Below are 13,387 nucleotides of genomic sequence, written 5' to 3'. Positions count from 1 at the left end.
GACCTGCTCCCTTTCCGAAGGCGCGTGCCCATCTTACATGCGCGTTCAACTACTTCCAAGCAAGAGATATTCCGCCCCGTCGGCGTCCGAGGGGCACCAGCTAAGGTCAGAGGCATGGACGCGGAGTTCGCTCGGCTGGGTTTGGCAGAACGTTCGGTACGACTTCTCACCGGCCGCGACATCTGGGCCTCGATCACCCCACTGCTCAGCCCACGCCGGAACCTGGTGGCCGCCTTCGGTCACGTCGGTCCCGGCGCGGCCGCCCTGCTGCCGTTGCAGCCGGGCGACACGCTGATCACGGACGCGGGCCTGGATTCGGTGCTCGCCGGCACGACGAGCCCGCACGCCCTGCTGCACTGGGTGAAGGCCGGCGTGGCCGTGCACTCGCTGCGCGGGCTGAACGCGAAGCTGGTGATCGCCGAGGACGACCCGGCGTTCGTGGTGGTCGGCTCGGCCGACGTCACCGCCGCCGGCCCGCGGCAGCTGTTCGAGGCGGTCACGCTCTCGACGGAGAAACACACCGTCGAGGAGGCTCAGGAGGCCTGGCTCGAATGGGCCGACCTGGCCGGGCCCTCGCTCACCGCCGGTGACCTGGAGCCGCTCCTGGAGCAGTACGGCGCCGGGAAGCTGGTCACCCCGCCGCGTCCGGCGACGCCGGCCCGCACGCCCGCGGCCCGGCCGGTCGTCACGACCCGGCAGGTGACGCCGGTCCGCCCGGCCGCCGCCACTCCCCCGCCGTCCCCGGTCCGCCCGGCCCCGCCGGTCACGCCGGTCCGCCCGGCACCGCCCGCTCCGTCGCCGGTGCGCCCGGCGGTGGCCGACACGCCGGCCCCGGCCGAACCGTCGGACGCCACACCCGTCGAAACCCCCGCGGTCACCGCTGGAAGCCCGGAACCGGTTGCGGCTCCGGCCGAAACCGAACCGGCCGAAGCCACCGACGTCCCCCGGCCGTCCTGGCCGCGCCCGGCCGAGCTGTACCTGGTGAGCATCGTCGAAGGCGGCGAACCGTCGGCCGAGGCCGAGTACCGCCTGGAGGAGCTGGCCCGCGAGCACACCCACCCCGGCGACGACGGCGAGGCGCCGTTCCGCGTCGAGCTGTTCTGGGCCGACGACGGCCAGGGCCAGGACCCGCCGCGCACGCTGCGCGCCGGCGTGCACGTGATCCGCGTCTACAGCCAGAAGCAGGGCCGGGCGCTGGTCGGGTCGCGGATCGAGGCCCCCGGCCTCGTGCTGCACGCCTACATCGACGAGTACGCCTACCCGCGCCGCACCTACTGCTACATCCTGACGCGCGAGACGGTGTCGCGGCCGGCGTTCGGGGACCTGCGGAAGGGGCTCGCCACGATCGGCGAGAAGCCGAACTTCCGGAACAGCTTCCAGGTCCCGCGGAAGATCGAAGCGGTGCTCAGCCTGTGGCCCGACCTCGGTTTCGACCCCCGCTAGGGGGCGGTTCACGCCACACCGGGGGACGGACGCGCGGAAGTTGTCGGAGCAGGCGGATATCCTGCAGTACGGTGCAGGCCGAGTCCGCACCTCACTGAACCTTCGCGAGCCACGATCCGGGAGAACGACCCTGTGACTGCCGAGACCTTGTACGGGGCCGATGACCTGACGCATCTCGAGGGTCTCGAAGCCGTCCGCAAACGCCCCGGGATGTACATCGGCTCCACCGACAGCCGTGGTATCAACCACCTCTTTTCCGAGGTGGTGGACAACTCCACGGACGAAGGTGTCGCCGGGTACGCGACGAAGATCGTCGTCACCCTGCACGCCGACAGCAGCGTCCAGGTGGACGACGACGGCCGGGGCATCCCCACCGGCACGCACGCCAAGTCCGGTTTGTCCGGCGTCGAACTGGTCCTGACCCGGCTGCACGCCGGCGGCAAGTTCGGCGGCTCCGGCTACAAGACCTCCGGCGGACTGCACGGCGTCGGCGCGTCGGCGGTCAACGCGCTGTCGCACCGCTTCGACGTCACCGTGAAGCAGGACGGCAAGGTCCACCAGATGTCGTTCAAGCACGGCGTCCCCGGCACCTTCGACGCGCCCGGCCCGAAGGCGAAGTTCACCCGCCGCTCCGGGCTGAACCTCGTCGGCAAGATGAAGCGCGGCGAGCGCGGCGGCACCTCGATCCGCTACTGGTACGACTCGCGGTACTTCGAGTCCGGCGCGGCGCTCGACGTCGAGGGCGTGCGGGCCAAGATGCGCAACACCGCCTTCCTCGTCCCGGGCGTCACGTACGTGCTGCGCACCGCCATCGAGGACACGATCAACGAGGAGACCTTCCACTTCCCGCACGGGCTGGTGGACATGGTCGACTTCCTCAGCCCGTCGGGCGAGAAGCCGGTCTGCGGCACGCTGCTGATCACCGGCGAGGGCACGTACAAGGAGAACGCGGCGGACGCGGCGGGCGTCATGCAGTCCAATGTGGAGCGCCGCGCCGAGATCGAGGTGGCGCTGCGCTGGGGCACCGGCTACGAGCGCACGGTGGAGTGCTTCACCAACACGATCCGCAACGTGCACGGCGGCACGCACCGCCGTGGCTTCGACCGCGCGATGGCGAAGGCGCTGCAGGACGCCATCTCCAAGACCCGCGGGCTGCTCAAGCCCAAGGAGGACATGCCGACGATCGAGGACGTCCTCGAGGGCATGACCGCGGTGATCCACGTCCGGCTGCCGGAGCCGCAGTTCACGTCCCAGACCAAGGACGAGCTGTCCACCGCCGGCGCCACCCGCGTCATCCAGGGCATCGTCGACAAGCACGTCAAGGCCTGGACCGAGGACCGCAAGACCAAGTCCGAGGCGAAGGTCGTGCTGCAGAAGGTGGTCGACGCCTCCCGCGTCCGGCTCACCCAGAAGCAGCAGAAGGACGCCGCCCGGCGCAAGACCGCGCTGGAGGGCGCGGCGATGCCGCCGAAGCTGGTCGACTGCCGCACCACCGGCGTCTCCCGCAGCGAGCTGTTCCTGGTCGAGGGCGACAGCGCGCTCGGGTCGGCGCGGATGGCACGCGTCTCGGAGTACCAGGCGCTGCTGCCGCTGCGGGGCAAGATCCTCAACGTCCAGAAGGCCTCACTCGGCGACACGCTGAAGAACGCCGAGATCGCGTCGATCGTGCAGGTACTGGGCGCGGGCACCGGCCGCACGTTCGACCTGACGACCATGCGCTACGGCCGCGTCATCCTGATGGCGGACGCGGACGTCGACGGCTCGCACATCCGGACCCTGCTGATCACCCTGTTCGCCAAGTACATGCGCCCGGTGATCGAGGACGGCCGGCTGTACGCCGCGATGCCGCCGTTGCACAAGCTCGTCACCAAGGGCCGCAACCCGGAGACGCACTTCACCTTCACCCAGCAGGAGATGGAGTCGAAGTTCGCCCAGCTGGAGCGGGCGGGCAAGAGCATCGTCACGCCGGTCCCGCGGTTCAAGGGCCTCGGCGAGATGGACGCCGACGAGCTGTGGGACACCACGATGAACCCGTCCACCCGCTCGGTCCGCCGCATCACCATGGACGACGCCGACGCCGCCGAGGGCGCGCTGGAACTGCTGATGGGCGAGAAGGTCGAGCCCAGGCGGAACTGGCTGGTCGCCTCCTCGGACCGGATCGACCGCGACGCCATCGACGCTTGATATTTTCGTAGCTACCAAGGAGTTCTGCCGTGGCACGCCGCAAGGGCCCCACCACCAAGGTCGATCCCAGCGCGTTCGACTCCGCCGGTGCGAACGTCTTCGACAACTCGCTGAAGACGGAGATCGAAGACTCCTACCTGGAGTACGCGTATTCGGTCATCCACTCACGCGCCCTCCCGGACGCGCGAGACGGCCTGAAGCCGGTGCACCGCCGGATCCTGTTTTCCATGCACGAGCAGGGTTACCGGCCCACGCACGCGTATGTGAAGTCGTCCCGCGTCGTCGGTGACTGCTTCGTCCGCGGCGCGCTGGTCTCGGCCCCGGGCGGATTGCGGCCGATCGAGGAGATCGAGATCGGCGACCGGGTTCTCGACAGCCGGGGCCGAGCGGTTCCCGTCACCGAGGTCTACGAGAACCCGGCGTCCGACCTCGTGCGTATCACGTGGTCGAACGGGCACACGATGCTCGTGACGCCGGGCCAGCGGTTCCGGACCGTGGCCGAAGACTCGACGCTGACCTGGACGGACGCCCGCGATCTCACCGGGCGGCTGACCGTCGCCTACGGGAACGCCCGCCGGGACGAGCGGCCGGCGGGCGGCGACCGCTACGCCTACCTCCTCGGCTTGATCACGGCCGAAGGGTTCGCGGTCGACCGCAACCGCGACGCGGACGGCCGGGTCCGGGTCCACATGTGCGACGTCGAGCCGCTCGACGCGGTGTACGCATGGGCGACGGCCAACGGTCTGGGTGTGTCCCGGGGACACCGCGCCGCGGCGAAGCCGGAATGGCGCGACCAGCACATCCTCACCTTCTCCCGCCACGATGGTCTGCTCGCGGCCGGGAGCCCGCTCAGTGACGCGAAAGCCGTTCCGGCGGAGGTCCTCGCGGACCGGTCTTCGTGGGCGCCGTTCCTCGCCGGCATCTTCGACGGCGACGGTTACATCCGCAAGAACCACCGGGAGATCGTCTACGTCAGCACGAGCGAAACGCTCGTCCGGCAGGTCTACGCGATGCTCGCGGATCTGGGGATCCACGGTCATCACTGGTCCAACCCGAAGACCGATGGTCACAAGACCCTGCTCGGCCTGTCCGTCAGCGGATCGGACGCCGCCGCGCTGGCGCGCATCCTGCTGCCGTGGACCGAGATCGGCTACAAGAAGAGCGATCTGGAACGGCTCACGGAGATCGTCTACGACTACGGCGGCAAGCAGGGCAACGACCGCCTGCCCGCCAAGGCGGTCATGGCCGAGTTCTCGACCACCCACACCGGCGGCGGCATCGCTCTGGCCGACCGCTCATTCCCCCTTCCGCAGGCCAGCCAAGACGGCTGGATCGACAAGCTGCGCCGGATCGGCTCCCCGCTCGCCGACAACCTCGACGCGCTGAAGGGGTTCTCGTTCCTCGAAGTCGTTTCGGTCGAACCGGTCGCGGCGGACGTCACCTACGACATCCAGGTCGGCACCGACGAGCACGAATTCACGGCCGAGGGTTTCGTCGTCCACAACTGCATGGGCAAGTACCACCCGCACGGTGACACCGCGATCTACGACGCGATGGTCCGCCTCGCGCAGGACTTCTCCCTGAACGCGCCGCTGATCGACGGGCACGGAAACTTCGGTAGCCCAGACGATGGACCGGCTGCTTCGCGTTATACCGAAGCACGCATGTCACCCGAGGCCATGCAGCTCGTCGGGGAGCTCGGCGAAGACACCGTCGACTTCCGGCCCAACTACGACGGTTCGCTCGAAGAGCCGACCGTGCTGCCCGCGGCGTTCCCGAACCTGCTGGTCAACGGCACGTCCGGGATCGCGGTCGGGATGGCGACCAACATGATCCCGCACAACCTCGGCGAGGTCGTCGCCGCGGCGCGGTGGCTGATCACGCACCCGACCGCGACGCTCGACAAGCTGATGGAGTTCGTCCCCGGCCCCGACCTGCCCACCGGCGGCAAGCTGCTGGGCCTGGACGAGGTGCGCCGCGCGTACGAGACCGGCCGCGGTGTCGTCCGGATGCGCGCGAACGTCGAGACCGGGCCCCTCGAAGGCAGCCGCGGGCGGCAGGCGATCACCGTCACCGAACTGCCCTACGGCGTCGGCCCGGAGAAGGTGATCGAGAAGATCACCGACGAGGTCAACAAGTCCAAGCGGCTCACCGGCATCGCCGACGTCAAGGACCTCACCGACCGCGAGAACGGCACCCGGCTGGTCATCGAGTGCAAGGTCGGCGTCAACCCGCAGGCCCTGCTGGCCGACCTCTACCGGCTCACGCCGCTGGAGCAGTCGTTCGGCATCAACAACCTCGTCCTCGTCGACGGCCAGCCGCAGACCCTCGGGCTCAAGGAGCTGCTGGAGGTCTTCCTGCGGCACCGCTACGAGGTCGTCACGCGACGCACGAAGTACCGGCGCCGCAAGCGCGAAGAGCGGCTGCACCTGGTCGACGGCCTGCTGATCGCCCTGCTGAACATCGACAAGGTGATCAAGCTCATCCGCGAGAGCGACAACGCGCAGGCCGCGAAAGACGGCCTGATGTCGCGCTTCAAGCTCTCCGAGATCCAGGCGACGTACATCCTCGACACCCCGCTGCGCCGGCTGACCAAGTACGACCGCATCGAGCTGGAGTCCGAGCAGGAGCGGCTGCGCGAGGAGATCGCGGAGCTGACGAAGATCCTCGACGACGAGTCCGTGCTGAAGAAGCTCGTCTCGTCGGAGCTGGCGAAGATCGCGAAGGACTTCCCGACCGAGCGCCGCACCGCCCTGATCGACGGCGACCTGAAGGAGGTCCTGGCCGCGTCGAAGCCGTCCGGGCCGCTGGAGGTCGAGGACGACCCGTGCCAGGTGATCCTGTCGGCGACCGGCCTGGTCGCGCGCACGGCGGCGGAGTCCGAGGAGTCGACGGAGACCCGCCGGCGCAACGGCCGTGTGAAGCACGACGCCGTCGCGGCGGTGGTCCACACGACCGCGCGCGGCCAGGTGCTGCTGGTGACGAGCCGCGGCCGGGCGTTCAAGACGGACGTCCTGCCGTTGCCGGTGCTGCCGGAGCAAGCGGGCACGGTCTCCCTGCGCGGCGGCATGGCGGCTCGCGAGCTGGTCCCGCTGGAGAAGGGCGAGACGGTCGTGGGCATCGCGCCGCTGGGCGAGCAGGCGGCGGGCTCTCCGGGCCTGGCGCTGGGCACGCGCGCGGGCGTCGTGAAGGTGTGTTCGCCGGAGTGGCCGGTCCGCTCGGACGAGTTCGAAGTGATCAGCCTGAAGGACGGCGACGAGGTCGTCGGCGCGACGTGGCTCCGCGACGGCACGGAGATGCTGGCGTTCCTGACGTCGGAGGCCTCGCTGCTGAAGTACGCGGCGTCGCTGGTCCGCCCCCAGGGCCTGAAGGGCGGCGGCATGGCGGGCATCAACGTCGGCGCGGGCGCGGCGGTGTTCTTCGGAGCGCTCCGCACGGACGACGACGAGCACGGCGAGCCGATGGTGATCACGGCGACGGGCGTGAGCGTCAAGGTGACGCCGTTCAGCGAGTACCCGGCCAAGGGCCGAGCCACGGGCGGCGTCAGGGCCCAGCGGTTCTTGAAGGGCGAGACAGAGCTGAGGGTGGCCTGGATCGGCCCGCGTCCCGCGGGTTCGGCCCGCAACGGCGACCCGGTGGAGCTACCGGAGGTGGACGTCCGCCGCGACGGCTCGGGCCACGCGCACCCGGGCCCGGACGTGGTGGGTCACCTCATCGAGCGCGACTGACGGTCGTGAGTGAGTAACAGTGTTAGAACACTGTTACTCACTCACGACCTCGCTAGGCCAGCAGGGCTTTCGCGATGTGGGTCACCTGGATTTCGTTGCTTCCCGCGTAGATCATCAGCGACTTCGCGTCCCGGGCCAGTTGTTCCACCCGGTACTCCGCCATGTAGCCGTTGCCGCCGAACAGCTGGACCGCCTCCATCGCCACCTCCGTCGCGGCTTCCGATGAGTACAGCTTCATCGCCGACGCCTCCGCCAGCGATGGGCGCTTGCCCGCGCGCAGCTTGGCCACCGTCTGGAACACCATGTTCTGGACGTTCAGCCGCGCCACCTCCATCTTCGCCAGCTTGAGCTGGATCAGCTGGAAGCGGCCGATCTCCTGCCCCCACAACCGACGCGACTTGGCGTACGAAACGCACAGCCGCTGGCATTCGTTGATGATGCCCAGCGACAACGCCGCCACGCCGACGCGCTCCGCCGCGAAACTCTCCCGCGCGCCCTCGGAACCGGACGACGACAGCAGCCGATCGGGACCGAGGCGGACGTCGTCGAAGAACAGCTCGCCCGTCGGGGACGACATCATGCCCATCTTCTTGAACGCCTTGCCCTGCACGAACCCCGGCATGCCGCGGTCGAGCACGAAGGCGAGCACCGGCCGGTCGCGCGGCGACGAGCCGTCGTCCAGCTTCGCGTAGACCACGACGACGTCGGCGTGCGGGCCGTTCGTGATGAACGTCTTCTGGCCGTTCAGGACGTACTCGTCGCCGTCGAGCCGCACGGACGTCCGCATGCCGCCGAACGCGTCCGAACCCGAGTCGGGCTCGGTGATCGCCCACGCGCCGATCTTCTCGAACGTCGCCAAGCCCGGCAGCCAACGCTCCTTTTGCTCCTGCGATCCCTTCGACAGGATCGTCGCGGCCGTCAGACCCAGCGACACGCCCAGCGACGCCACGATCCCCAGGCTCACCCCGGCCAGCTCGCTGATCGCGATCAACGCCAGCGTTTCCTGGCCTCCCATAGAGGAAGACGAGCCCGAAGACGGCGACAAGATCCGCGAGACCGCCTCCGAAGCCATTACGTCCAGCCCGAAAGCGGCAAAGAGCTTCCGGATGATGTCGTACGGTGGCAGCTGACCGCTCTCGAGCGCGTCCAGCTGAGGACGGATCTCCTTCGCGATGAACTCGCGGATCGAGTCGCGGACCAGCAGGTCCGTCTCGGACCACTCGATCACGGCAGCCTCGCCGCGATGTCGTCGATCCCCCACGGGCCTTCGGTCTCGATCACCTTGACGTCGTGCCAGCCCGCCAGTTCCGAGATCGCGCCGCCCTGGACCGCGAACACCTTGCCCGTCAAAGCGCACTTCTCAGTAGCCAGATAGGCCACCAGCGGCGAGATGTTCGCGGGCGAGAAGGCGTCGAACTCGCCTTCGGAGACCGGTGCCGCGAAGATCGCGCCCATCCCCGGGGTCGCCAGCGTCAGCCGCGTCCGGGCGATCGGGGCGATGGCGTTGACGCGGACGCCGTAGCGCTCCAGCTCGGCCGCCGCCACCAGCGTCATCGCCGCGATGCCCGCCTTCGCCGCGCCGTAGTTGACCTGGCCCGCGTTCGGCAGCGTCACCCCGGACGCCGACGCCGTGTTGACCACCGCCGCCGCGACCGGCGTACCCGCCTTCGACTGCGCTTTCCAGTACGCCGCCGCGTGGTGCAGCACCGCCGCGTGGCCCTTGAGGTGCACCGCGATGACGTCGTCCCACTGCTGCTCGGTGATCCCGGCGACGAACGCGTCGCGCAGGATGCCCGCGTTGTTCACCACGACGTCGAGCCGGCCGAACTCCGCGACCGCCTGCTCGACCAGCTCCGACGCGCCCGCCCACGACGTCACGCTCGACGTGTTGGCCACCGCCTCCCCGCCCAGCGCGCGGATCTCCGCGACGACGTCGGACGCGGGCCCGGCGGAAGCGCCGCTCCCGTCGTTGTCCCCGCCGAGGTCGTTGACGACCACCCGCGCGCCTTCGCGGGCGAACAGCAGCGCGTGCTCCCGCCCGATCCCGCGGCCCGCGCCGGTGATCAGCGCGACGCGCCCGTCGAGTGCACCCATCAGTGGTCTCCGATCTCGGCGAAGCCGTCCTTGACGACGACCTTGTCCCCTACGGTGGTCTCGAAGGCGTAAACACCAGGGCCCGCCGCCCAGATGGACGTCGAGAGGTCCTGCCCGGGCAGCACCGGCGACGCGAACCGCACGGCCAGCCGCCGCAGTCTGTCCACATCGGACCCGGCCACCTCGGTCAGCACCGCCCACGACGTGAACGCCATCGTGCAGAGCCCGTGCGCGATGATCCCCGGCAGCCCCGCGGCCCGGGCGACGTCCTCGTCGAGGTGGATCGGCATCGGGTCACCGGCGGCCGGGCCGTAGCGGAACGTCTGGTCGTCGTCGACGTGCTGGCTGACCTTCGCCACCGGCGGCTGCGAGCGCAACGAGTCGTCGAAGCGGTGGCCGGGGCCGAGCACCCCTTGCTTCTCCCCGGTGTCGAAGCCGCGCACGAAGAACGTCACGTACTGCTCGTTGACCAGTTCGCCGGAAACGGAACGGCACTCGAGGTAGACCGTCGCGCGCGTCCCCTTCGGCAGCCCCTCGTAGCCGGTCATCTTGGCCCGCGACACCAGCGCGTCGCCGGGCCGGATCGGGCGGTGGAACCGGAAGTCCTGCTCGCCGTGCAGCACCTTGCCGAACAACGACGTCGGCACGACTTCGAGGGCCGGTTCCAGCAGCGACTGGAACACCGGCACGATCGCGAACACCGGGCTCGCGACGTCACCCGCGCGGTGCGCGGGGATCGGATCATTGGTCGTCAAGGCGTATTCGACGAGCCGCTCGCGCGTGACGTCGAAGGCGACGGGGTCGGTCCACTTGTCCAGCCCGGTGGCGTCGAACTTCATGCGACCAGGGCCTTGAACTTGCCGAGGGACTCGTCGAGGTTCTTCTTGCCGTCCTTCTCGACGGCCTTGCCGAGCGCGCCGACGATCATCTGGCCGGTGAACTCGGCGTCGATCGAAGCCACCGAGCCCGGGCCGGCCGCCGCGACCGACAGCGAGAACCGGATCTTCACCCCGGCCATCCCGGTCCCGGAGATGACCAGCCGGTGCGGCGCCTCGTAAGCGTCGACGGTCCAGGTGATCGTGTTCGCCATGCCGAGCATCGTGACGACCTCGGACACCTGGGCGCCCTGCGCGAACTCGGCGGGGACGTCGCCCTTCCACTTGGTGTGGATGGTCAGCCACTTCTCGAAGTTGTTCGGGTTCGAGAACTCCGCCCACACCTTGTCCGGCGTGGCGGGCAGTTCGACGGACGCGGTGATCTGACCCATGTCTCTCCTAAGCTCGCTGGTAGGCGGTGACGACGGCGGCGCCACCGAGTCCGATGTTGTGCTGCAGTGCGGCTTGCACGCCGTCGACCTGCCGGTTGCCGGCGTCGCCGCGCAGCTGCCAGGTGAGTTCGGCGCACTGGGCGAGGCCGGTCGCGCCGAGCGGGTGGCCCTTGGAGATCAGCCCGCCGGACGGGTTGACCACCCACTTGCCGCCGTACGTCGTGGCCCCCGCGTCGACGAGCGTTCCGCCTTCGCCCTCTTCACAGAGCCCGAGCGCTTCGTACGTCAGGAGTTCGTTGGCGGAGAAGCAGTCGTGCAGCTCGATGACCTGGAAGTCGGCGGGCCCGAGCCCGGCCTGGTCGTACACCTTCAACGCGGCCTGGCGCGTCATGTCGTAGCCGACGATGTTCTTCGCGCTGCCGTCGAAGGTGCTGCGGAAGTCGGTGGTCATGCCCTGCCCGACGATCTCGACGGCCCGCTCGGCCAGGCCGTTCGTCTCGACGAACGCCTCGCTCGCGAGGATCGCCGCGCCGGAGCCGTCGGACGTCGGCGAGCACTGCAGCTTGGTCAGCGGGTCGTAGATCATCCGGGACGCGAGGATGTCGTCGAGCGAGTAGACGTCCTGGAACTGCGCGTACGGGTTGTTCACCGAGTGCCGGTGGTTCTTCTCGCCGATCTTCGCGAAGTGCTCGGCCGTGGTGCCGTACGCCTTCATGTGCTCGCGGCCGGCGGCGCCGAACATCCACGGCGCGGGTGGGAACAGCACCTCGGAGATCTCGGCGAGCGCCTGCATGTGGTTGCCCATCGGCTGTTCGCGGTCGTCGAAGGTCGACCCGAGCGAGCCGGGTTTCATCTTCTCGAAGCCCAGCGCCAGCACGCAGTCCGCGCGGCCGCCGCGGATCGCCTCCGCGGCCAGGTACAGCGCGGTCGAGCCGGTGGAGCAGTTGTTGTTGACGTTGAGCACCGGGATCCCGGTCATCCCCAGCTCGTAGACGGCGCGCTGCCCGGACGTCGACTCGCCGTAGACGTAGCCGACGTAGGCCTGCTCGACGGCGTCGTACCCGAGCCCGGCGTCCGCCAGGGCGTTGGTCCCGGACTCCTTCGCCATCTGCGGGTAGTCCCAGTTCTCACGCCGGCCCGGCTTCTCGAACTTCGTCATCCCGACGCCGACGACGTACACCTTGTTCGCCATGCAACAAACATACAGACCGGCATGTATTTATCAAGAGTGAGAGCCTGCCGCTTTCACGTGAAAGCGGCACTTTGTGCCGCAAAGCGGCACTTTCACGTGAAAGTGCCGCCCCGGGGCTAGCCCAGCGGGAGCAGCGGACCCGGGTAGCGGGCCGGGTCGAGGCAGCTGCCCAGGCCGTCGACGACCGAGCAGAAGCCCGGCGGCCGGACCGGCGTGTAGCCCGCTGGGACGCCGTGCCCGTCGATCAGCTGCCGGTACGTCGTGACCGCGTCCGTCGGACGCCGGGTCAGCGACGGATCGGTGGCGGCGTCCACTGTGTACAGACCGAAGCGGGGCTGGTAGCTGCCCCACTCGTAGTTGTCGGTGAGGCTCCAGTAGTTGTAGCCGATCACGTTCATGCCGTCGGCCTTCGCGCGCTGCACCCAGTAGATGTGGTCGCGCAGGTGGTCCGAGCGCGTGTAGCCGTCCGGACGCGCGTTGCCGTTGTCGGTCGGCATGCCGTTCTCGACGACGTAGAGCGGCAGCCCCGGGAACTTCCGCGCGTAGTACCGCAGCGCGTAGTAGATCCCGTCCGGCTGCGGTGTCACCTTCCAGAACTCGCCGCTCGCCGCGTGGATCGCGCTGAGGTTGTCGAGGCTCGCGCCGTAGTAGTAGTCCAGGCCGGCGAAGTCGAGCTTGTCGCGCACCTGGTCGAGGAACGACGCGTCCAGCACACCCTGCACCGCCGGGACGTACGCGGTGTTGCTGGAGACGAGCGCACCCGGGTCGAGCTGGTGGATCAGGTCGTACGCGGCGCGGTGGACGCGCACCAGCCGGGCCTGCGCCCACGGCAGCTTCCACCCGGCGAGCCCGCCGTTGGCCGTCTCGTTCTGCAGGTAGACGGTCGGCTCGTTGATCGTGATCCACAGCGCGCCGAGCCCCTTGTAGCGGTCGACGACGCGGCGGGCGTTGACGAGCCAGGCGTCGACCGTGCGGTCGCTGTCCCAGCCGCCCTGGTCGGCGACCCAGCCGGGGTAGACCCAGTGGTCGAGGGTGATCATCGGCCGCATCCCGGCGTCGAGGACGTGCCGGACGACGTCGTCGTAGTACGCCAGCTCGCCCTGGTCGACCTGCCCGGGCCGCGGTTCGATCCGGGCCCACTCGACGCTGAAGCGGAACACGTTCACGCCGAGCTGCTTCGCACGATCGATGTCCGCGACGTAGTTGTGCCGGAAGTCGACGGACTCGCGGTAGGGCTCCTTGATCGACGACGTCTTCGCCTGCTCGTAACGGCGCCAGTTGCTGTCGGGCGCCGCACCCTCCGCTTGGTAGCCCGAGGTCGCGACGCCCCAGAAGAACGGCTGGGTGACGGCCACCGCCGGGGACACCCCCGCGACGAGACCCGCGAGCACCGCCAGGACCACGAGGACCGCACTGCGCCGCATCGCTCCCCCATTCATGAAGGAGCTTCATGTTAGCGGCGCGGTGACTCGCCGCACA

The 13,387-nt window shown here is 69.3% G+C and carries 9 protein-coding genes; 3 read left to right on the top strand and 6 right to left on the bottom strand.

Annotation, left to right across the window (positions count from 1 at the left end):
- Window positions 1–114: 114 nt before the first annotated feature.
- From OHS58_RS44065 to OHS58_RS44055, 3 genes are all read left to right on the top strand, one after another.
- A complete protein-coding gene (locus tag OHS58_RS44065; protein WP_328646217.1) occupies window positions 115–1,443 on the top strand; it encodes a hypothetical protein in 1,329 nt (442 codons plus the stop codon).
- A gap of 132 nt (window positions 1,444–1,575) precedes the next feature.
- Window positions 1,576–3,627, top strand: a complete 2,052-nt coding sequence (locus OHS58_RS44060) for a DNA gyrase/topoisomerase IV subunit B (RefSeq protein WP_326955707.1) — start codon at window positions 1,576–1,578, stop codon at window positions 3,625–3,627.
- A gap of 29 nt (window positions 3,628–3,656) precedes the next feature.
- Window positions 3,657–7,355: a DNA topoisomerase (ATP-hydrolyzing) gene (locus OHS58_RS44055; protein ID WP_328646216.1), complete on the top strand. Its 3,699-nt coding sequence runs from the start codon at window positions 3,657–3,659 to the stop codon at window positions 7,353–7,355.
- Between the two features lie 52 nt (window positions 7,356–7,407).
- Here OHS58_RS44055 and OHS58_RS44050 read toward each other — a convergent pair whose 3' ends face one another.
- From OHS58_RS44050 to OHS58_RS44025, 6 genes are all read right to left on the bottom strand, one after another.
- Complete coding sequence (locus OHS58_RS44050; protein WP_328646215.1) at window positions 7,408–8,583, bottom strand: acyl-CoA dehydrogenase family protein; 1,176 nt, start codon at window positions 8,581–8,583, stop codon at window positions 7,408–7,410.
- Window positions 8,580–9,449, bottom strand: coding sequence for an SDR family oxidoreductase (locus OHS58_RS44045; protein WP_328646214.1), 870 nt, complete (start codon window positions 9,447–9,449; stop codon window positions 8,580–8,582). Before OHS58_RS44045 ends, OHS58_RS44050 begins: the two co-directional genes overlap by 4 nt.
- Window positions 9,449–10,288, bottom strand: coding sequence for a MaoC/PaaZ C-terminal domain-containing protein (locus tag OHS58_RS44040; protein ID WP_328646213.1), 840 nt, complete (start codon window positions 10,286–10,288; stop codon window positions 9,449–9,451). Before OHS58_RS44040 ends, OHS58_RS44045 begins: the two co-directional genes overlap by 1 nt.
- Window positions 10,285–10,716 carry a type II toxin-antitoxin system Rv0910 family toxin gene (locus tag OHS58_RS44035; protein WP_328646212.1) on the bottom strand — a complete coding sequence of 144 codons (432 nt, stop codon included), beginning with the start codon at window positions 10,714–10,716 and terminating at the stop codon, window positions 10,285–10,287. Before OHS58_RS44035 ends, OHS58_RS44040 begins: the two co-directional genes overlap by 4 nt.
- A 7-nt stretch (window positions 10,717–10,723) precedes the next feature.
- Window positions 10,724–11,908, bottom strand: coding sequence for a lipid-transfer protein (locus OHS58_RS44030; protein ID WP_328646211.1), 1,185 nt, complete (start codon window positions 11,906–11,908; stop codon window positions 10,724–10,726).
- Window positions 11,909–12,024: 116 nt separating this feature from the next.
- Window positions 12,025–13,332, bottom strand: a complete 1,308-nt coding sequence (locus OHS58_RS44025; RefSeq protein ID WP_328646210.1) for a family 1 glycosylhydrolase — start codon at window positions 13,330–13,332, stop codon at window positions 12,025–12,027.
- Window positions 13,333–13,387: the final 55 nt, after the last annotated feature.

The organism is Amycolatopsis sp. NBC_00348, assembly GCF_036114655.1.
GTDB lineage: Bacteria > Actinomycetota > Actinomycetes > Mycobacteriales > Pseudonocardiaceae > Amycolatopsis.
This window is presented reverse-complemented; position numbering and strand designations above follow the sequence as displayed.

What these genes read in the sequence shown, in the direction of transcription:
- OHS58_RS44065 (WP_328646217.1), top strand. Translation starts at nt 115, where the DNA reads ATGGACGCGGAGTTCGCTCGGCTGGGTTTGGCAGAACGTTCGGTACGA.
- OHS58_RS44045 (WP_328646214.1), bottom strand. Translation starts at nt 9,449, where the DNA reads ATGGGTGCACTCGACGGGCGCGTCGCGCTGATCACCGGCGCGGGCCGC.
- OHS58_RS44040 (WP_328646213.1), bottom strand. Translation starts at nt 10,288, where the DNA reads ATGAAGTTCGACGCCACCGGGCTGGACAAGTGGACCGACCCCGTCGCC.
- OHS58_RS44035 (WP_328646212.1), bottom strand. Translation starts at nt 10,716, where the DNA reads ATGGGTCAGATCACCGCGTCCGTCGAACTGCCCGCCACGCCGGACAAG.
- OHS58_RS44030 (WP_328646211.1), bottom strand. Translation starts at nt 11,908, where the DNA reads ATGGCGAACAAGGTGTACGTCGTCGGCGTCGGGATGACGAAGTTCGAG.
- OHS58_RS44025 (WP_328646210.1), bottom strand. Translation starts at nt 13,332, where the DNA reads ATGCGGCGCAGTGCGGTCCTCGTGGTCCTGGCGGTGCTCGCGGGTCTC.